Raw genomic sequence first — 18,503 nt, 5'->3', positions numbered from 1 at the left:
ACAAAGATGAAAAGCGGTAAGCGACCTACACGTAGGCAGAAGATAGACATAAAATTAGCCGGTTTAATTGTTGAAAACTGGTTGGTGGAACGAGACACTACGACAGAATTAGTAATTATTAACCGATTCTCAGGGAAGCCGAGAACGTTACGGAGGGGTGCATGATGGGGAAGATTTGGAGTTGTTGGTCTGTGTATGAGTATATGAAGATTTGCTTCATGAACAGCGGACAAGTGCCCACTCATGATGAGCTGGAAACTAAATTCAAGGGGATTGATGCTTCGGTGTTGCTCGAGGGAATTGCGGAATTTGAGTCTGTGATTTGTGATCGAAGTGGCGGTGTCCAAAATGTTGGTTGATCCATTCTTCCAAGAGATTCCGTGGGAATTGATATATGACGATGAGGGACGGCAGATCGGAGAGGTATATATGATCCACCCGTGGATGAAACCGGTTCGGAAAGAGGGGAAGCAATTACATGAAGACAATGGGAATAGATCACGGCACCAACTATGCAGGATGGGCCACGATGCAAAACGGAAAGCCTATTGATTTTGGATTAAGAGATTATTCAAAGATAGAGATGCCTAAAGTGTTAGATGCTATCTACCAGGATACATTTCGACTGATAGAACAGGAAGATCCGGATATGGTGGTGTTGGAACGTCCGGTTCACTTCAAAAATGCAAATAGTGTACTGGCACTTGTCGGAGCATATTCGATGGTCACGTTAGCTGCACTCCATCTTGGAAAGCCAGTAGAAGGAATACGACCGACAGAGCTTAAGATGCAGACGGGTAAGGGTAACGCAGATAAGGAAACCGTGGCATTAGAAATGCAGATGTTATTTGACATAGATTATGACGAAATTGCTGTGCCGGTGTTGTACAAGCTTAACCATCCGAAAGGCAAGTATAAAGCAGGCGATGTTAAAGAGCGTCGCTTTGATCCTTCGGACGCTATCGCACTTTGCTGGGCCTATCACCAAAAATTCATTAAGGGAGTGGCATAATCATGAGTTTTATAAATTTCAAAGGAACACTTAAAAAGATCAATCTAAAGTCGGCTGAAGAAACAGAAGTTACAATCAGCATCCCTGCATATGTGCTGGACGGTCAGTACAACACACTTCAAAGCATGTTGGAGCAGCAGGTTATTGGGGGTCTAGATTCCCAGGTCGTGACGTATAAAGTCATGAAAAATGCAATGACAGGTAAACCGATTACCAGGTATGCGATCAATAGTAGCGGTGTTGTCACAGTAGCCAAGCCCGAAGGCGAGCAACTTTCTCTTGATCTGGGACTTCCTGCCGAGAGAATTGAAACTAAGGAAGAAGCCGCTACCATTGATCTTAACATTATAAATGACTTTATCTTGAGTGGTATGGCTCCACATTATGATGATCTGAATCATGATTTCCTTGAGATCACAGAACGCCTTAACGAAGGCGACACTTACCTGAAGCTTGCTGGTGAAGAAGATATGGGTGTTGGTATCTTTGTAATGATGGTAGATGAGTACCGAAAGCGTGTGGCACCATTAGCTGCTAAATGGGATGAATGGCGTAAGGGTAAAGTTCAGGCGGAGCCTACGGCCAAGGATGACCATAACACTAAAGTAGAGAATGCCCCAGGTGTAGAAGACAAAAATGGCGCGGGTGATACGCCTGCAGAAGAAAATCCAGAAAATGCAGAGAGTGAAGTGAAAACCGAACCTGCTACTGAAGATGGTTCCGATATTCCTGATCAGACGCATGAGGGCGATGGTTCCTCTGGTAATAAGGAATTAGATTTCGAAGATCCAATAGGTCTGAATGGCGAGGATAAGTACAACGATGGTGCTCAAAGTAGCGGTAATGGCGAATCAAACGAACAAGATAGTTCAGGGGCGGATCCGGCAGTAGTAGTAATCGATAAAGATGAGCTGGAGCATTACATTCTAACCAATCGTCCTACATTCGAAGATATCCCGTTCGATTTCCCATCGCTTCTGAAACAACGTAAAGAGGATGGTAAGACGTGGATGGATATTTCGAGGGAAACAGGAGTGCCTAGTACTCAGATCAGTTCGAAGTATTCCGCTTATAAAAAGCGTGTAACACAAATGATGAAAGATGGTGGAGCAGCTTAGGCTTCTTCCTTACAATCTGGGTCACAGGGATCCGGAACGGGCAAGTTACGGCCTTGTGACCAAACATACATTCTATTTTGAGAGAGGACTGAAGATATAAATGCCACTGGAAGGTTTATGTGTCCGGACTAAGTGGGTCCGGTTTAACTAATGCGTAAAAGACACATAAAGTGCAACAAAGGAGAGATTACAATTGAAGCCATCTATGTATTGTTCGGAATGCCAAGAGTGGACAAAGGAGCGGTAGTGGACAGCCTTACAGTACGAATAAAGCGCAACAGCATTAAGGGGATACCGAGTCATGACACAATTATAGGGTGTAAAACCTAAACAAAGAAATCCTGCTCAATGAGCAGGACTATAAATTACATTTAAGCTTCTGATTCAGGTCTCTTCACTTGAAGAGGAGGAGGGATTAGCCAACCTTTTTCCTTGCTGATTTCAAGGATCTTAACTCCCAAAGCTGCTGTAGTGAGATGGTATTTAGCGAATAAAGCACCAACATCCACTCTAATTGATTGACCCATAGCTTGGCTACAAGCAACCAGCCCAATAGCAGCATCTGCGCCAATTTTAGCAGCTATTTCAGGATCAGTAAATCTTGCGCCAGCAGGGATATCTTCAAGTTTTACTGGTGGTCTTTCAGGCATGATTGGTGCGGGAGCAATTCCGTTTTCAGTAAGTAGTTTATCAAATTCTTTAATCTCTAGGTTTGCTTGATCAATAAGATCATTAAGTATTTTTTTAAGGTCCTTGTCACCAGCGTGGTTTAAAAATGCTTGGTAGCATGATACAGCTCCTCTGGCAACCACAGAGCCACTCCATACACTAAAAATTTCACCATAATGCAATGGTTCATCTTTCGGATTGCCGTTTAAAATACCCATTATTTTAGCTCCTTCAATTCATAATTTTCAACGTAGTTATTATGTCCAAGAAAATAATTTTAATGTAAGACTGATAGTGTTACCCGAATAACCTAGCCAAAAGGTCCGTATTAGGAAATTGAAATCGGGATTGAGGTATAGCCTCTCCCAACCTAAGGAGGATGAACGGTAATGGCACGAGACGATAATAAAGTTCTAATACAAGTTAAGCATCAAATTCACCCTGAGTGGGGCATAGGAAATTGCTACGACGGTATGCCACAAACAGATATGGCTCTAATAGCATTTGAAAACATAGATAACGAACCCGTTTGAGAAAGTGGTATCCCTGAATCACCTAGAAGGAGCTAATCCAAGAGAGCCGTAGACCACGATAGGTGATGACTCTACAAGCGGGGTAGGCTCTCCTACACCACTTGTACTATGTATTACAAATATTTAGGTAGACTGGGAGGGAAGAAATGAAAACTGAAGGATATAAAAATATAACTTTGGGCCAACTTGATGGAATTAGATTAATGAGAGAAAAATGCAAAACGGTAGGGGACTTCAAAAGACTTGGACGAGAGATAGCAGAAAAATATGGACTAACAGATCGGGAAGCAATTGATCTACTAAATAATCGATCGTAAGGATTAATGCATAGTCACAAAGCAAAGACCCCCATTACCTGGCCGGGCGCGGGGGTCAATCAGTAATTGTTACCTCTCATGAATTATAACACATGAGGGGATGAGGGGAATGGGAGCTCAACAATTATCATTCGATATCCACCGGATCGACGAGGAAGCCACTAGAGACGCTGTTGAAAAATATCTGCAGCAGGCTAGAGAATATATAGTTACAGAATATATCCCGGATGAACCAACTATGACGGCAGTATATAGCGACATGCCTCGAGGAAACACGGGTACCACAAGTGATCAGACAGGGAATATTGCGACTCGTAATGTGGATGAACCGGATCGAAGACGGAGGCATATTGAGCGTGCGGAGAAAGCAATTGGTCGCCTTGGGGGAAGGCAACAAAAGCTTATCCGTAATCGATACATGGATGATGACGATGTTTGGGATTATGATGTAGCGGAAAATTTAGGGTATAGCGATCGGCATTACCGTCGTATCAAGTCCGTGGCAATTTACCGTTTGGCAGGAATGCTTGGACTGGTTATGCTACAAGACGACTAGTAGAGAGAGTGTCCGCTTTTTGTCCGGTCTATGTCCGATCTTTGGACTTTTTACATGTTATATTTGTATTGTAGAAATAGGCGAGAATGACACGCACAGCTGCTTGAATGTAGCACTAAACTGGGGCGTAAATCTTCTCGCCTTTTCTATGCTTCATGTAGATTTTACTTTTAAATGATCTATCCTTGACAGGGAATAATGGATGATTTAATTCTTATCTTTTTTGTACTTCTCAAGGAATTTCCAAAACAACACTTTCACTTTTATTGCTTGATCTTCATCGGAGACATTCATTTCATTAAGACGACCAAAAAATTGAAGAAGATTAAATGTATTGTTGGAAGAAATTTCAGTAAACTTGTTAGAAAATTTATCAAATTCACGTTTACCAATAATACTGATTATCTCTTGCTGAACTCTATAAGCAAAAATATCATCAATTTTAGTTTTGTGTGCAATTTTTATTACACTAATTACCCAAGTTAAATGATCTTTAATGTCTTTAATTTCTTCTAAACTCCTAATAATTGGGTCAATTGTTTTCCCGCGATGAACAATCGTTATTGGTTTATCCATTATTAACGTTGCGGAAGTACCATCATTGTTAACTAAATCAAATGTTGGGTAAAAACCTACAGTTCTAGATTTGTCTTCACTATTAACCAAAGTGAATCCATAACTAAGCTTTCCGATACCATCAATAGTCAATTCTTCATCTGAAATAAAGTCTAATTTCATACTAGAGTGACTGATTCTAGGTAATGCTAAACGGAATGTCGTATCAAGCTGTTCAAGCGCCCATAGAGCGGTGTAATAAAGAACATGGTTATCAATCGGTTTATAGGCAGCTGTAGCGAAACAGCGAACTATTCTCTTCCCATCTTCAACTACTGTTCTTATTAGTATTGGATCGTTTGGATTAACCTCCTTAAACCAATAATTAAAATTATAAAGTAGTAGTTCTAGATGTTCTTCGGAATCATCTAATAGATATTTCGCGTATTGGATCATTTTAATAGGCGTAAACAAATGTCCTATTGCTTCTGATGTAGTTGTAAAGGTATCTGTAACTCCATCTAGTCCAATAATGAGTTGAGTAAAACCATTTTCATCTGTTTCAGTACCGATAATAGTAACTTCACTGTTTTTTTTGGTGTAATCTTCTTTTGTCCATGTTACTCGGGGTATTAAAAGATCAAATATATTTTTGATACCAGTGGTATTCAAGTACTCATCAAGTCCCGCGTACTCTTCACCAGAAAAATTATCGAAAATAGCTTGTTCAAACTCTTGACCCTTATCGAGTAATTGAATGATTTCACTTTTTTTAACTCTAGTGTCTTTTAACATAGAAACCTCCTAGAAAGGATTTTGAGTATGATTAGACAAGGTGATATTTTGGAATTGAAGGGCGGAAGAGCATATAAAGTTCTTCTTGGTCACACTGATTCACTAATCGAGGGCAACCTTCTTGTGGTTGAACTAGATGAAGATAACAACAAGATCGGGGAACCCTTTGACTTTGAAATCAATGCATCAACTCCAATAATAGACATTATTAGATAAAGAGACTCCTTTCTACCTACTACTTTCGACATATTTCATGGGAAATCCTTCCTATATAATGGGCATCAATAGTCAAAGAAATAAGAGGGAGCTGAAGTGGTCAAGACGGACAGCATGTTTAGTGAAAGAGTAAGTAAACAAGAGAACCACAGGGGACCAGTGGCATAGAGTATCTATAACTGGTGTTGAGATGTTTGACTCCGATTTTAGCAACTTGTTAAAATGGTCTTGTCCTTCTTTGTAACAAAGTACGTACGCTTTAAAGCAAAGAGCAAAGCGCATTTGCTGCGGACGTTACGGACGCCATTCTTTAGTAATAATATTATCGATTATCGTAATGAAATCATGAAATAACGTACATATTCAGACGAAGTCGTTCCTTATGGGGCGGCTTTTTCTATTTTATAATTTAGGATTTTAGGAGGAATAGTGATGAAGAAGTTAAAGAGGCTTAAGGATCCACCGGTGTATAAGCAACCAGTTAAGTGCAAGGGATGCGATTGGGGTCGTTGGGATGGTATGAAGCAAGTATGTATGATGCCGCGTTGTATTAAGTGGTGGCGTAGGGTTTAGAAGGGAAAACCTTCCTAAATGTCGAAATGTGTTCAAATAAGGGAGGTTAAAATGGCATGAGTATCAATACACTTTCTCTAAATATTAGTCCCGATGCATGGATACAAACATTTGGAGGTTTTTTTGGAGGTCTACTTGCAGGTGGAATTGCAATTTATTTGTTTAAGAGACAGGTTAATCTTGAATTAAAAAGGAGTAGAGTTAATGAACTGCAAAACTTTTTAAAGAGTTATTATGTTTTAAATGAATGGTTTGTTCGAATTCTAAGTACAACTGAAAGACTTGCTGAGATAATGGAAACTGATACCTATAGTATTCATGATCGAATGGAAATTTTGCCTTATAATATTGAATCATTAAATACTTCTATATACCAATTAAACCAAATAAATGACGACTATATTCCTCAAGATATATACAAGGCGTACTTGGAGATGAAGTCGTTAATAACATTTTTTAAGAAGCAATGTGAAATTGATTTGAATAGATATCAAGAAGGCCATCTCAATGAGCCATTTAAAGGTACATATCGTACTAATTATAATTTGTTAAATCTATATAAAGAAGAGATTGAACGATATGCCAAGAATAATGAAGAAGAGCTAAAAAAGCATATGAAATAAAAAAAAGAGGGCACATTGTAAGATGCTTCTATATGCCAGCAATTGTCCTTCTGTGAGCCATTCTCAGCCCTTGTCATAGAGAACGTGCTTATGTGTGATGGGAGCGATATAAGGGCAAGGCGGGTATGATTCCGTTGGACTGTCGCTGAGTCTACGCCAAACCCAAGATGAAAAACCAACTCAACTCAAAATAATTCAGTATAGAGTTTTACATTTTTCCGAATACTTATTTAAAAAAGGAGGATTCGGATGAAAATTGGAGGAAGCTTAGGCCAAATATCTAACAAATTAAAAAGTGAAACTAAAAACTTAGAAAATAAGGGGAAGAAGATTTGGAATCAGACTTTGGATGATATTGAGGCTATTCTTGGACACACCTCAAATTGTCATGCCTCAATGGATCAAATTCGCATCATTGCGATGAAAAGGTACCTAGAGTACCAGACTACCAGCTTAAGAGTCATGTGGAATTCGAACTATATTACAAAAGAGGTTGTTAATGAGGTTTGGAAAATTGTATCCCCGAGATTGAAAAAAGGGGCGGATCCAAAGATATTTTATTTAAAGAACTATAATCGTCTTGAATCAGCCATCGAAATAGATCCTAATAATTTTGAGTTTGCTGATCAGAAACACCCTTGCTTGTTTGTGCACGGAATGGACTATGAGTCAGGTATTAATTCTGCCTATAATTTCTTTAAAGATTTTAATGGTCGAGTAAGCCTATTTAATCATCCAAAATATCAGAATCATGAGCTCTATTTAGTGAGTTACGATTCAAAAATTACTGATGAATATGAAACTATAATTAAGGCAGCTTTTGAGTCACTAATTGGAGTCAGTCAAGATGGTGATTCTGGACCACTAATTCAAGCAGTTTTGTGGAGAGAGTTAGAGGATAGAGCAAGAGAAACAGGAGATTATATAGTTCCATTTCTTAGAAAGTTATCTGAGCACAACAAACAAACGAATAATAAAGGCTTTGCTTTGAGTCATTCATTAGGGTGTTTTACTTTGGCCTCGGCTGGACAGATTTTTATCGAGGAGGATTCGAGCACACAACTATTTGCTTTATGGCTATGCATGGCAGCGGCTTTGCCGGCTAATGCTTTTTCGAGTTCAGGAGATTTCGAACTAGCTCCATTTATAGCGGGTCCTACTGATGATAAAGTTAAATATGGCACAAGCGTTTGGTATTCAAGATTGGATTATGTGCTAAATATAGCATACACATTAGCTACGGGGCATTTAGCTATGGGAGTAACTGGACCATTAGAAATTTCCAGGAATCATGTTTACCCAACGGATGTAACTGACATTGTTGGTGAGCAACATAACACTCATTACTTTCCGCGTTTAAAGAATACTCTGCGAAACATGTTTGAAATATGAGTGTTTAAATTCTCAAAACATTAATTTTTGAGGACGAGCCAAGTAGCTGGTCCTTTTTTTGTTGATATATAACCAATGGAGGTATTGAAATGAACATCAGATTCGTGCCAATAGATCAGATTAATGCAGCAGCTTACAACCCCCGGGTCGACCTTCAGCCCGGAGATCCAGAGTACGAGAAGCTTAAGCAATCTATTGAAGCATTCGGCTATATCGATCCGATCATCTGGAACGAGCGTACTGGAAATATGGTCGGCGGTCATCAGCGTTATAAGATCATGGTCAATGAACAGGGCCGTACAGAGTTGGCAGTGTCCGTCGTGGACTTGGACGATCAACAAGAGAAGCTTCTGAACATTGCATTAAATAAAGTCTCTGGTCGTTGGGATGATGAAGCGCTGGCCCGACTACTGGATGATCTGCAGGTGAGTGGAGCTGATGTATCTCTATCCGGATTTGAGTTTGAGGAAATAGAAGAGTTGATCAATAGCCTTCCTGGTACTCCTGATATACAGGAACCAGTAATTGAGGATGATTTCGACGTTCAAAAAGCTTTGGACAATATCAAAGAACCAGAAACGCAGCGGGGCGATGTATGGCAGCTTGGCCGGCATATCCTGATGTGTGGGGACTCTACTAGTGAGGAAGATGTTACGCGGCTGATGGACGGTAAGAAGGCGGCACTGGTTGTTACGGATCCACCTTACAATGTCGCAGTAGAAAGCAGTTCTGCTCGTTTATCAGCCGATGGTCGCGGCTCCATAATGAATGACGATATGCCTGCAGAGGAGTTTGCAGGCTTTTTGCATGCTGTCTTTGAACGTTATGCTACTGTCATGGACCCGACTGCAGCTATTTACATTTTCCATCCCTCATCATATCAGCGGGAGTTTGAAGATGCTATGAACGCTGCTGGCATTATCGCTCGCTGTCAGTGCATTTGGGTTAAGAATGCGGCCACCTTTGGATGGGCACAGTATCGATTCAAACATGAGCCAGTGTTTTATGCCCATCTTAAAGGCAAGGCTCCTGCTTGGTATGGGGATCGTTGTCAGACTACAGTATGGCGTTCTGGGTTACCAGGGGAGGAACCTGTACCTGATACGGTATGGGAGGTTTCAAAAGGTGACGTTAGTAAATACGTTCATCCTACACAGAAGCCATTGGAGCTTCTGGCCATTCCAATTAGAAATAGCAGTAAGCAAGGCGATGAGGTTCTAGATTTCTTTGGCGGTAGCGGATCCACTCTTATGACTTGTGATCAACTTGGCAGGACATGCCGGACAATGGAGCTTGATCCGATCTTCTGTGATGTCATTAAGAAGAGGTACCATGAATCTACAGGTGTTGAGCCTGTTCTTCTTTATCGTGTTAATTCCGTGGTTTAATAAAGATAGTTTTAGATTGGCTTATTGCTATCAGAAAGGAAAGTGGGATTATATATTTCTTGAATATGGTTTATACGATATATTTATACCATAAGAGATTCAAGGAGGATTCAGAATGCAGGCATTTATTTACCTTCCGGATAGTAAACGAGAACAATTAAAAAGATGTATTTCTGTTTTTGTTCAAACGTATATTGAAAAAATCTCACCTACATTTGACTATATTGATGAAGAAGCACAAGTACAGGCGTATAATCATTATTGTGAGTTAGATGAGTCTTCTAATTCTGAATATCTCGATCAACTTGATTTTGCTGAAGCAGCAAAGGAATACGGATATCAACATTGGGAAGGTATGGCGCTTATGCAATACAACACCAAACTTATGAGTATTTCTACGCTGTATCAATTCTGGGAACAACAAGTAAGAAAGCTAGTGTTCGAGGAACTAACTAGTCATCTCAAATTCACAATTGAAAAAGGAGGGAGTGTCGAATTCAAAACGTTTTGCACCCGTGGTATTGATGATATTAAAGAGATGTTTCTACAATGTGGTGTCGATATGAAGTTACTAAAATCCTGGGCTAAAATTGATGAACTGCGGTTACTACAAAACGTCATTAAACATGGTGATGGGAAGTCAGCATCAAATCTTGAAGAACTGCGACCAGATTACTTTCGCCATGTAGGCGGGACAAAGGCAATGGACCTGTATTTAAGCACACTGAATGAAAGGGTTCTCGATGTGAACGAAAATGAGATCTTCACCTACGGGGAAGCTCTTAAAGAATTTTGGGACGAGCTACCGGGAATGATGTACTTTAATCCCAACCTTTAAGGATCTTGAAATTATTGTGCTAGAGCTTAGCTAACGGGATAAAACAGCTCAAATACAGTCGCCTAATAAATGGCGGTTTTTCTTATACCCAAATTTAAAAGGAGGATGCGTTAACGTCCTCCCAATCATCCAGGGTATCCCCCGGTTGAGATAGCGGCGCGCCACGCGTGGCATTTTGCAGACATCCGCTATCTCGCATTCCATCATAACGGAAAGCTGAGGGATACGTAAATGGGAACACCAGATGAAAATAATTTAATGTTGCAGCATGAGCTTGAAGTCATGGCCGGAATCCTGGAATCAAAAGCACAGTATCGAAAGATTGTTAAAGCTGGAATAGCCAAGTGGGTAAAGGATTTTCAGGATGGACGGATTGAGTTTAAGACGGTCGATGACCTGAAGAAACTTATTGAAATAGATATCGAATTGCAGAAAGATGAGTTGTAATTCCTATTTTCGGGAGAATAATCTATTTAGGATTAATGCAGTCATAAAATAACAGGAATTTTAATGGTTTATGTCGAATTGGTATATCGATATAGATTATTTGTAAAGTTGGTGAGTCATTTGGAAAAAGAGCCCATACATTTATTCCTAGATACAACCCTTACGTATAGGGATCCATTCTTCAAGAAAAACTATAATTCTCAACTTATTCGCCTTTCCCAAATTCATGGATTTCCTCTTTTTATGTCAAAAGTTGTATATGATGAGACAAGGAATGGTTTTGAGAATAATGTAATAAAGCATATTAGTGGATTAGAAAAGGCTTTATCTGAATTAGAGATTTATTACCCATTGAAATTAAACACCGTAAAAATAAACTGTACTAAGGAAGACTTCATGAAGGAGTTTGATGAATTTTATGAAGATATAATCGAAAAAAAAATTCTTGAAATCATTGAATTTGATAACGATCTTTTACCTATTCTTGTGGAAAGGTCGATTAAGCGAGTTAAGCCTTTTAGTGAAAAGAAACAGGAGTTTAGGGATGCAATAACATGGCTTTCTTACGTCAAATATGCCGAGGATAAAGATCTATTTAATTGTTTTTTGATTACTCAAAATACATCTGATTTCTGTGATAATAAGATTAAAAATACTATTCATCCGGAACTGCTTAAGGATTCAACAAGATTTAGTCACTACGTAACTTCAGATGATATTCTCAAAAATGAACCGAAATTAGAGACATATACCGCTTCTGCAGATATAACTGAATGGCTTGCTACGAATGAAATTGATACAGACTTCATTCAAGACAAGTTCGAAAATGTCTTTGCAAAACAATTATTAGAGGAATTTATGAATTATGAAGAGAATCATTTTTTAGATAGTCTCATAAATATTGATTTGTTTGGTAGTATGGAAGTTAGAATTAACTCTGTAACACTAGCGGGAATTTCTGAAGAAATTACTACTACAATTGTGAAAGACCAGGTCGTTATCAATGGTGATGTTTTTGTAGATATTGAAGTATCTATCGATGAATCTGAAGATTATAGCAACCGTGTGTATACAATTGGTTCTGAAACTGCTCAAATGGTTTCCGCATTTATTTTTACGATGGGTAAAGATTTCGTTCATATAGAATCTCTGGAGTTTGACAATTTAAATATAATAGAACGGGCTGACTTTACTTTTATTTATGAAGACTACTTGAGCGAAGATTAACATTTCAGGATTATTAAATCAAAATTTATACTAGCTTAAGGGACGAGCCACAAGGCTTGTCCTTTTTTCATCGGGGGTGGTGACATGTAACATGGCCAGAGAAAGAAGTCCCGACCGGGACAAGGCAAAATTAATGTGGTTTGAGAGCAGCGGGACGATGAAGCTTAAAGACATCGCGGTTGCTCTTTCTGTTGGGGAAAGTAAGGTCCGGAAGTGGAAATCACTGGATCGATGGGAAGATGATCTCAAAGGGATCGCTCCACTTGAGACTAAAGGGAACGTTCCACATAAACGCGGTGCTCCCAAAGGGAACACAAACGCTATAGGTAATCGTGGAGGTGCTCCACCTGGTAATCAGAACGCAAAAGGGAATAAAGGTGGATCGGGTGGTCCATATCGAAACAAGAAGGCTCTCAAAACAGGGATGTATGAAACTATCTTTATGGATACTCTTGATGAAGAGGAACAGGAACTGTTGGAGCAGATTGATACCTCACCGATCGTTCAGGCTGAAGAACAATTATTGATGCTCTCCCTGCAGGAACGTCGCCACCTGAAGCGCATTAAGTTGCTAGAAGCAGGCATGACGGACGAAGAGTCTAGGATCAAAGAGGAGTTGCTTCAGCGCAAGGACAAGGTTCCTTATACGAATCCCAAAACAGGTAAAGAGTCCATTGTATCTCTTTTGACTGAAGGCATGAAGGTTACCGAGATTACCACAATTGTTGTATCTAAGCTGGATAAGATCCTGAAGCAAGAGGAAGCTCTCACGAAGACCCGAGATAAGAAGATAAGGGTTATCAACCTGATCACCAACCTGCAGCAGGAAAAGGAGAAGCTGGCGATTGCTAGGGAGCGGCTGGAGTTGGAGAAATTCAAAGTATACGGCTCTGATAAACCAGAAGGGGACGGTGAAGAAGATGACGATGATGGGGATGATTTAGGGTGGTAATCACACTTGCAAAGGAGCATCGGAAACGGATATCTCGTAAATTAAAGGACCGACCAGAGAAACTAGCCGAACTAAAGATGATCCTCACCCATTTCGAACAGTTTTGTTTTCGTATGCTGAAGATCAAAACGAAGACAGGGGAGATTGTCCCTTTTGAATTGAACGTAGCGCAAATCGAATTTGCAAATACAGTATTCAAGGACATTCTGGCTGGAAAACCTGTTCGGATCATTATTCTAAAGGCGCGGCAAATGGGATTCTCTACAGTGACGGAAGCAATCATTTATTACCTCACGTCACTTCAGGAAGCAAAGAACGCCTTTATTGTTGCTCAGGACTCCTACGCATCAGGGAACTTATATGATATGTTCCAACTCTATTTTGAGCGAGTGCCGGAAACGATTAAGCCAATGCATAAGCGGAACAATACGAAGCAACTAACCTTCGAGAATCCGTCAAAGAAGCCCTTTGAGCAGCGCCGTAATCCAGGACTTAAATCAAAGATCACGGTGCAGAGTGCAGAGAGTCGGGTCCTTGCACGATCAGGAACAATTCATTATTTACATGCTTCTGAGGTCGCGTTCTGGCCTGCTTCCAAGAAGAAGAAGCATTTGTTGTCCATCTTTGCTGCACTATCGAAAGAATCAGGGACGCTCGGTGTAGTTGAATCAACGGCCAACGGTATGGATGATTTTAAAAAGATGTGGGATGCTGCCATTGAGGGAGAGAATGATTTCACACCGCTGTTCTTCGCTTGGTTTGAGATGCCAGATTATAGGAAGCCAGTTCCTCCGGATTTTGATCTGACACACGAGGAGCAGGAATTAAAGAATAAGTATGATTTGGACGATGAGCAGATCCAGTGGCGCCGATTCACAATCCGAAACGATTGTAACGGTGACTCACGGTTGTTTAGGCAGGAGTATCCTTCTGATCCAATGGAGGCGTTCCTGTTATCTGGTGAGGGTATCTTTGATAACGAATTTATCCAGAAGCTCATTGATGCGTTGCTTTTACCGAGTCGATTGTATGAAATTGATGAGATCAAAGATAAAGTCATCCGTGCAGACTCAGGTGAGCTGCGCGTCTTTCGCATACCTGAAGAAGGTAAGCGATACATTATCGGCGCAGATACAGCTAAGGGTAAAGAGGGCGGTGACTACGACGTCGCTTATGTCATTGAGGAACGAACTGGGGAAATGTGTGCTGTTATTCGTGGTAAATGGGATACGGATTTATATGGTAAGAAACTTAATACCCTGGGACGTTATTATAATATGGCCTTGCTGGGTGTAGAGAATAACAACACAGGTGAATCCGTTCTTAATACGTTGTTCAACACCTGTCAATACCCATTACTGTTTATGTGTAAGAAGAAGGATCTAGGTTGGAACACCAATCCGGCTACACGCCCAGTGATGATCAGTGATTTCAAGGAAGCGATCCGGGATCAACTTTATCCCATCCATTGCCGTGAACTGTACAAGGAGTGCCTGACCTTCATCGATAAGAACGGAAAGCCCGAGGCAGACACAGGCTGTAATGATGACTGTATTATGGCATATTCCATATGTCTTCAGTTACGACAAGTCGCTGGCAAATGGTTTGACTGGTATGAGAAGAAAATGAGGAAGCAGTATGAGGAAGACTCCCAAGAGGAAGCGGGGTGGATATAGTAAATGAGTGATGAATCACAATGGTTTCAAATTTCAAAAGGGGATGAAAGACATATTCCTTCAAGCGCACAGCTACCCGATAGCTTTGAGAATCTTTATGATCGGCATGGGTTGCTGCCCTTCCCTTTGGGCAATGACCCTGCTTCCTGCAAACTGCTGGTGAAGAATAGCAATATTATCCCGCAATGCATCGAAGCATATAAGAGAAACATCGCGGGTTATGGAATTGCATTGGAGTATTTACCGGGTGAGAATGACGCGACAGCGATAGACGACTGGAATCGGGCAGAGAAGTTCCTTGAGACATGTAACCTTGAGGATTCTCCTGAGGAAATCATAGGGATGCTGATAGAAGACTTGGAGAGCTGTGGCATGGCAGATGTAGAAGTTGCATGGCCGCAAGGAAGTGAGTATCCAACGATTTACCGTATGAAGCCACAGTACATCAGGTGTACTACCGAGAGCAACGTATCGACTATCAAGCGAAAACGGCGTATCAAATCTACGAAGAAAATTGAGGAATTCTCCCAAAATATCTACGCAAGGCGTTATGCCATGAAGCGAGGGCAATCTGTTGTTTGGTTCCGCTTATTTGGTACCGAGGGAGAGGATAACCAAATTATCCCGTTACGTTTTGGAAATGATGGTCCCTACGGTGAACCGCGTTGGTTTGGAAATACACCGGGCGTGGTCGGTAGCCGTGAGGCAGAGGAGTTGAACGTCTCCTACTTTTCAAATGGTCGGATGCTGTCTATGATTCTGACTGTGACCAATGGTCGTTTAACAAAGCAATCAATGGAGCTATTAAAGAATGTTAAGGGCTCTCAATCGCAGGGTGGCATCCTGTACCTAGAAGCCAAAGGGGAAGAAACAGGTGGTCCGCTGGACGAGAAGGTTGAAAAGGTAGCTATCAAGCTGGACAAGCTTAACGACCTCCTTCAGCAGGATGCACTCTTTCTGGATTACGGAAAAGAGAAGAAGGCAGATATTCTTTCCTCTTTTCGTTTGCCACCTATTCTAGTTGGCCAGAGCTCCGACTATAATCGGGCAACGGCACAGGCTGCGCTGCGGTTTGCAGAGGAGCAGATATTTGAACCTTACCGTAAATGGATTATGGATGAAATTTTTAACAAGCGTCTGTTTCCGACTATTGGTATTTTTCGAGTAAAGGCAACTTTGCGGGGGCCACGCATTATCGATCCTGAAGATCGCAAGCAGCTACTCGACTTTATTGCTGACCGTGGTATCATGCTGGTTCGTGATCTTATTCCGATTGCTGAGGAAGTACTGGATACCACCGTTGATGAATCTAAGTACACCGAGGAATACCTAGATACTCCGATCGTTCAGATGATTAACAGTCAACCTGCCCTGATGACGAAGGACTCAGACACAGATGACATACAGGACCAAGTGGCAATGATCGCCAAGCGATTGCTGCGACAGAGCGATCAGGAAGCAGGCATCCATGTGTGAGACATGCTGGGAGTTAATAGCTAAAGCAGATGACACGGAATTTCTGGATAGCTTGGAATTAACCCATGCTGAACGTTCTGTGCTGGAAGAGCTATACAAGCAGGGCGAGGATCGTATTGTTGAGATTCTTGAGCTGCAGGGTAAGGAATTGCACGAAGCTATTTTAGAACTGAACGAGGAACTGCTGATTGATATTGGGGAGCTGGGCAAGGTATTGATATCCGTCCAGGCCGGTGATCTGTTCACCGTACAGTTTGAGCAGGCTATCTATGATGCATTCACACCGTTATTCCATTTAGCTGGAGAAACAGAATTGACGGTCCTTAATAATGACAAGAGCTGGTCCACAAAGAACAAGGCAGCATCCCGGTTCGCCTTGAAGCTGAAGAAACTGGTGCCGGATATGAATGGGACCAGTAAGGATGTTATGACCCGAGCTTTTCAGAAGGCAATTAAAGAAGGAAAGACGCCTTCAGAGAGAGCGGTATTAGTACAAGAGATCAGCGCCGCAGCCACCAAGGGGGAAGAGGGTCCTTTTAGCATGAAACGAGCTGTCACCGTTGCTCGTACAATGAGCACAGCCACAGCCAACGGTGGGAAGCTTGAGGGATGGAAGCAGTCAGAAGTTGTCACAGGTAAGAAATGGCGATCTTCAAAGGGAAGCAGAACCCGCAAAACTCATAGGAAAGCTGATGGCCAAGTCCAGCCGATCGACAAGCCCTTTAAGGTTGGGAAAAGCGATCTGATGTTTCCGGGTGATCCTTCAGGACGTGCAGAGGAAATCATTCAGTGTCGCTGTACGATGCAATCAGTGATGGATTAAGAGGAGGAACTGAATATGTTCAATTCAGCACGAAGGATTATGGATTCGTGTCTTTTTGCGCTTTCATTATTACTGAAGGGGGGTGAAAAACAGATATGACTTATAAACTGAAAGATGCCAAGATAACGCACATTTCCCTGGTAGACAAGGGAGCGAACGGTGTACCGTTTGCAATCATTAAGGCAGACAAAGCAAATGCAATTAACAAGCAAGTTCTCATCGCCAAGATCGACGATGACAAGCGTATTGTAAAGGGTACCGTATACCAGCCGGATTTAGTAGATGCTCATGATGATCAGATGGATGAGGTCGAGATCGAGAAAGCCGCACATCTCTTCATGGAGAAGCAGCACACCTACAACATCGATAAACAACATGACCTAGAAGCTGATAAGGGTTATGTTGTCGAGTCTTATGTCGCACCTTGTGACATGGTGCTGGGCGATCAAGCCATCGCAAAAGGCTCTTGGATCGCAGCTGTAAAAGTGACAGATGACGACACTTGGGAAGACATCAAGAAAGGTGAGATTACTGGCTTTAGCATGTGGGGTGTTGGAAAGCGTGAAGAGGTCGAGGAACAAGAGGAGGTATCTAAGGGACTCTTGAGTAGAATTGCAAAGGCGTTAGGTCTGATTGAAAAGGGCGCTGTGGCAGACAAATATAATAAGAATCGAAAGAACCGAGAATTTTGGGCAGCACAAGACGCCTTGAACTCGGTTCTTTTTCGTTGGGACCAATGGGAGAACGGCATTGAATCTGATACTGAGATCATCCGGGAAGCCTTACAGGATTTTGTTGAGATCGCTCAAGCAGTTCTGATTCAGGAAGACATTGTGAAAGCTATCGGCAAACCGTCTGAACAGATCGCCAAAGCAGGAAAGAAGATTTCTTCAGGCAACCTGAAACATGTGGATGATGCTATTACTGCACTAACTGCACTTAAAAATAATACGGCTCCTGTAGAGCCAAAGGAGGAAGACGATTTGAAAGCAGAGGATATTGCAAAGGCCGTAACGGCTGCCATGGCTCCGATCGCTAAGCAAGTTGAAGGTTTGACTGCTGAGATTGCGGAGCTGAAGAAAGAGGATGGTATGGAGGGGCAGCCTACTGGTACCGAACCGTCAGTTGAACAAAATGATCTAAGCGATGCTATCACCAAGGCACTCGCACCGCTCACGGAGCAAATGCAAACGTTGGCTACTGATGTGCAGCTAGTAAAGAATAGTCGAGGCGGTTCTGCTCAAGGTGGCGAACAAGAAATTAACAAGGCAGAAGGCGGCGTAAGCTTCGTCGGATTGCTCTAATCTAAGGGGGATA

General features: G+C 41.5%; 22 protein-coding genes. 20 read left to right on the top strand and 2 right to left on the bottom strand.

All coding sequences use genetic code 11. The features are described 5' to 3' along the window. Positions 1-6: 6 nt before the first annotated feature. The 4 genes from PGLA_RS28455 (at position 7) to PGLA_RS24910 (ending at position 2,130) form a co-directional block, all read left to right on the top strand. Complete coding sequence (locus PGLA_RS28455; RefSeq protein WP_169810211.1) at positions 7-165, top strand: DUF6906 family protein; 159 nt, start codon at positions 7-9, stop codon at positions 163-165. Then, entirely contained in the window at positions 162-359 is a 198-nt protein-coding gene (locus tag PGLA_RS24920) for a hypothetical protein (protein WP_068537889.1), read from the top strand. The genes PGLA_RS28455 and PGLA_RS24920 overlap by 4 nt, the downstream gene beginning before the upstream one ends. Before the next feature lie 119 nt (positions 360-478). Next, entirely contained in the window at positions 479-1,012 is a 534-nt protein-coding gene (locus PGLA_RS24915) for a crossover junction endodeoxyribonuclease RuvC (RefSeq protein ID WP_068537888.1), read from the top strand. A gap of 2 nt (positions 1,013-1,014) precedes the next feature. Then, entirely contained in the window at positions 1,015-2,130 is a 1,116-nt protein-coding gene (locus PGLA_RS24910) for an ICP22 family protein (RefSeq protein WP_245700306.1), read from the top strand. Between the two features lie 371 nt (positions 2,131-2,501). Here PGLA_RS24910 and PGLA_RS24905 read toward each other — a convergent pair whose 3' ends face one another. Further along, a complete protein-coding gene (locus tag PGLA_RS24905; RefSeq protein WP_068537887.1) occupies positions 2,502-3,017 on the bottom strand; it encodes a DUF3231 family protein in 516 nt (171 codons plus the stop codon). A gap of 171 nt (positions 3,018-3,188) precedes the next feature. On the opposite strand from PGLA_RS24905, the gene PGLA_RS28285 reads away from it, so the two are divergent. The 3 genes from PGLA_RS28285 (at position 3,189) to PGLA_RS24900 (ending at position 4,205) form a co-directional block, all read left to right on the top strand. Further along, positions 3,189-3,332 carry a hypothetical protein gene (locus tag PGLA_RS28285; protein ID WP_161487997.1) on the top strand — a complete coding sequence of 48 codons (144 nt, stop codon included), beginning with the start codon at positions 3,189-3,191 and terminating at the stop codon, positions 3,330-3,332. Between the two features lie 146 nt (positions 3,333-3,478). Beyond that, positions 3,479-3,649: a hypothetical protein gene (locus PGLA_RS28280; RefSeq protein ID WP_161487996.1), complete on the top strand. Its 171-nt coding sequence runs from the start codon at positions 3,479-3,481 to the stop codon at positions 3,647-3,649. Between the two features lie 109 nt (positions 3,650-3,758). After that, positions 3,759-4,205 (top strand): ArpU family phage packaging/lysis transcriptional regulator, encoded by a 447-nt coding sequence (locus PGLA_RS24900; RefSeq protein WP_068537886.1) that lies wholly within the window; start codon positions 3,759-3,761, stop codon positions 4,203-4,205. A 207-nt stretch (positions 4,206-4,412) separates the two neighbouring features. Here the strand turns inward: PGLA_RS24900 and PGLA_RS24895 are convergent, their stop codons facing one another. Beyond that, the gene (locus tag PGLA_RS24895) at positions 4,413-5,555 is read right to left on the bottom strand and encodes a hypothetical protein (RefSeq protein WP_068537885.1); all 1,143 of its coding nucleotides are present in this window, start codon (positions 5,553-5,555) and stop codon (positions 4,413-4,415) included. A gap of 27 nt (positions 5,556-5,582) precedes the next feature. Between PGLA_RS24895 and PGLA_RS24890 the strand changes: the two genes are divergently transcribed. The 13 genes from PGLA_RS24890 to PGLA_RS24835 all read left to right on the top strand — a co-directional run bounded on the left by PGLA_RS24890 (position 5,583) and on the right by PGLA_RS24835 (position 18,490). Then, positions 5,583-5,771: a hypothetical protein gene (locus tag PGLA_RS24890; RefSeq protein WP_068537884.1), complete on the top strand. Its 189-nt coding sequence runs from the start codon at positions 5,583-5,585 to the stop codon at positions 5,769-5,771. 432 nt (positions 5,772-6,203) lie between these two features. Then, entirely contained in the window at positions 6,204-6,344 is a 141-nt protein-coding gene (locus PGLA_RS28450; protein ID WP_169810210.1) for a hypothetical protein, read from the top strand. Between the two features lie 56 nt (positions 6,345-6,400). Then, entirely contained in the window at positions 6,401-6,967 is a 567-nt protein-coding gene (locus PGLA_RS24885) for a hypothetical protein (protein WP_068537883.1), read from the top strand. A 249-nt stretch (positions 6,968-7,216) separates the two neighbouring features. Continuing rightward, positions 7,217-8,359, top strand: coding sequence for a hypothetical protein (locus PGLA_RS24880; protein WP_068537882.1), 1,143 nt, complete (start codon positions 7,217-7,219; stop codon positions 8,357-8,359). 89 nt (positions 8,360-8,448) lie between these two features. Beyond that, positions 8,449-9,747, top strand: a complete 1,299-nt coding sequence (locus PGLA_RS24875; protein WP_068537881.1) for a site-specific DNA-methyltransferase — start codon at positions 8,449-8,451, stop codon at positions 9,745-9,747. A 115-nt stretch (positions 9,748-9,862) separates the two neighbouring features. After that, positions 9,863-10,585, top strand: coding sequence for a hypothetical protein (locus PGLA_RS24870; protein ID WP_068537880.1), 723 nt, complete (start codon positions 9,863-9,865; stop codon positions 10,583-10,585). Between the two features lie 231 nt (positions 10,586-10,816). Beyond that, the gene (locus tag PGLA_RS24865; protein ID WP_068537879.1) at positions 10,817-11,032 is read left to right on the top strand and encodes a hypothetical protein; all 216 of its coding nucleotides are present in this window, start codon (positions 10,817-10,819) and stop codon (positions 11,030-11,032) included. A 63-nt stretch (positions 11,033-11,095) separates the two neighbouring features. Then, complete coding sequence (locus PGLA_RS24860; RefSeq protein ID WP_068537878.1) at positions 11,096-12,259, top strand: PIN domain-containing protein; 1,164 nt, start codon at positions 11,096-11,098, stop codon at positions 12,257-12,259. Positions 12,260-12,350: 91 nt separating this feature from the next. Continuing rightward, positions 12,351-13,211, top strand: a complete 861-nt coding sequence (locus PGLA_RS24855; protein WP_068537877.1) for a phage terminase small subunit-related protein — start codon at positions 12,351-12,353, stop codon at positions 13,209-13,211. Beyond that, positions 13,205-14,887, top strand: coding sequence for a terminase large subunit (locus PGLA_RS24850; protein ID WP_068537876.1), 1,683 nt, complete (start codon positions 13,205-13,207; stop codon positions 14,885-14,887). Before PGLA_RS24855 ends, PGLA_RS24850 begins: the two co-directional genes overlap by 7 nt. A 159-nt stretch (positions 14,888-15,046) precedes the next feature. Continuing rightward, positions 15,047-16,363, top strand: coding sequence for a phage portal protein (locus tag PGLA_RS24845; protein ID WP_245700302.1), 1,317 nt, complete (start codon positions 15,047-15,049; stop codon positions 16,361-16,363). Further along, positions 16,356-17,186: a phage minor head protein gene (locus PGLA_RS24840; protein ID WP_068537874.1), complete on the top strand. Its 831-nt coding sequence runs from the start codon at positions 16,356-16,358 to the stop codon at positions 17,184-17,186. Before PGLA_RS24845 ends, PGLA_RS24840 begins: the two co-directional genes overlap by 8 nt. A gap of 95 nt (positions 17,187-17,281) precedes the next feature. Continuing rightward, entirely contained in the window at positions 17,282-18,490 is a 1,209-nt protein-coding gene (locus PGLA_RS24835) for an XkdF-like putative serine protease domain-containing protein (RefSeq protein ID WP_068537873.1), read from the top strand. The last annotated feature ends 13 nt before the right edge of the window (positions 18,491-18,503 follow it).

Source organism: Paenibacillus glacialis (genome assembly GCF_001637205.1).
Classification (GTDB): domain Bacteria; phylum Bacillota; class Bacilli; order Paenibacillales; family Paenibacillaceae; genus Paenibacillus_AQ; species Paenibacillus_AQ glacialis.
Note: the sequence above shows the minus strand (reverse complement) of the source record. Positions and strands in the feature narration are given on the sequence as shown.

What these genes read in the sequence shown, in the direction of transcription:
- PGLA_RS28455 (WP_169810211.1), top strand. Translation starts at nt 7, where the DNA reads ATGAAAAGCGGTAAGCGACCTACACGTAGGCAGAAGATAGACATAAAA.
- PGLA_RS24920 (WP_068537889.1), top strand. Translation starts at nt 162, where the DNA reads ATGATGGGGAAGATTTGGAGTTGTTGGTCTGTGTATGAGTATATGAAG.
- PGLA_RS24915 (WP_068537888.1), top strand. Translation starts at nt 479, where the DNA reads ATGAAGACAATGGGAATAGATCACGGCACCAACTATGCAGGATGGGCC.
- PGLA_RS24910 (WP_245700306.1), top strand. Translation starts at nt 1,015, where the DNA reads ATGAGTTTTATAAATTTCAAAGGAACACTTAAAAAGATCAATCTAAAG.
- PGLA_RS24905 (WP_068537887.1), bottom strand. Translation starts at nt 3,017, where the DNA reads ATGGGTATTTTAAACGGCAATCCGAAAGATGAACCATTGCATTATGGT.
- PGLA_RS28285 (WP_161487997.1), top strand. Translation starts at nt 3,189, where the DNA reads ATGGCACGAGACGATAATAAAGTTCTAATACAAGTTAAGCATCAAATT.
- PGLA_RS28280 (WP_161487996.1), top strand. Translation starts at nt 3,479, where the DNA reads ATGAAAACTGAAGGATATAAAAATATAACTTTGGGCCAACTTGATGGA.
- PGLA_RS24900 (WP_068537886.1), top strand. Translation starts at nt 3,759, where the DNA reads ATGGGAGCTCAACAATTATCATTCGATATCCACCGGATCGACGAGGAA.
- PGLA_RS24895 (WP_068537885.1), bottom strand. Translation starts at nt 5,555, where the DNA reads ATGTTAAAAGACACTAGAGTTAAAAAAAGTGAAATCATTCAATTACTC.
- PGLA_RS24890 (WP_068537884.1), top strand. Translation starts at nt 5,583, where the DNA reads ATGATTAGACAAGGTGATATTTTGGAATTGAAGGGCGGAAGAGCATAT.
- PGLA_RS28450 (WP_169810210.1), top strand. Translation starts at nt 6,204, where the DNA reads ATGAAGAAGTTAAAGAGGCTTAAGGATCCACCGGTGTATAAGCAACCA.
- PGLA_RS24885 (WP_068537883.1), top strand. Translation starts at nt 6,401, where the DNA reads ATGAGTATCAATACACTTTCTCTAAATATTAGTCCCGATGCATGGATA.
- PGLA_RS24880 (WP_068537882.1), top strand. Translation starts at nt 7,217, where the DNA reads ATGAAAATTGGAGGAAGCTTAGGCCAAATATCTAACAAATTAAAAAGT.
- PGLA_RS24875 (WP_068537881.1), top strand. Translation starts at nt 8,449, where the DNA reads ATGAACATCAGATTCGTGCCAATAGATCAGATTAATGCAGCAGCTTAC.
- PGLA_RS24870 (WP_068537880.1), top strand. Translation starts at nt 9,863, where the DNA reads ATGCAGGCATTTATTTACCTTCCGGATAGTAAACGAGAACAATTAAAA.
- PGLA_RS24865 (WP_068537879.1), top strand. Translation starts at nt 10,817, where the DNA reads ATGGGAACACCAGATGAAAATAATTTAATGTTGCAGCATGAGCTTGAA.
- PGLA_RS24860 (WP_068537878.1), top strand. Translation starts at nt 11,096, where the DNA reads ATGGTTTATGTCGAATTGGTATATCGATATAGATTATTTGTAAAGTTG.
- PGLA_RS24855 (WP_068537877.1), top strand. Translation starts at nt 12,351, where the DNA reads ATGGCCAGAGAAAGAAGTCCCGACCGGGACAAGGCAAAATTAATGTGG.
- PGLA_RS24840 (WP_068537874.1), top strand. Translation starts at nt 16,356, where the DNA reads ATGTGTGAGACATGCTGGGAGTTAATAGCTAAAGCAGATGACACGGAA.
- PGLA_RS24835 (WP_068537873.1), top strand. Translation starts at nt 17,282, where the DNA reads ATGACTTATAAACTGAAAGATGCCAAGATAACGCACATTTCCCTGGTA.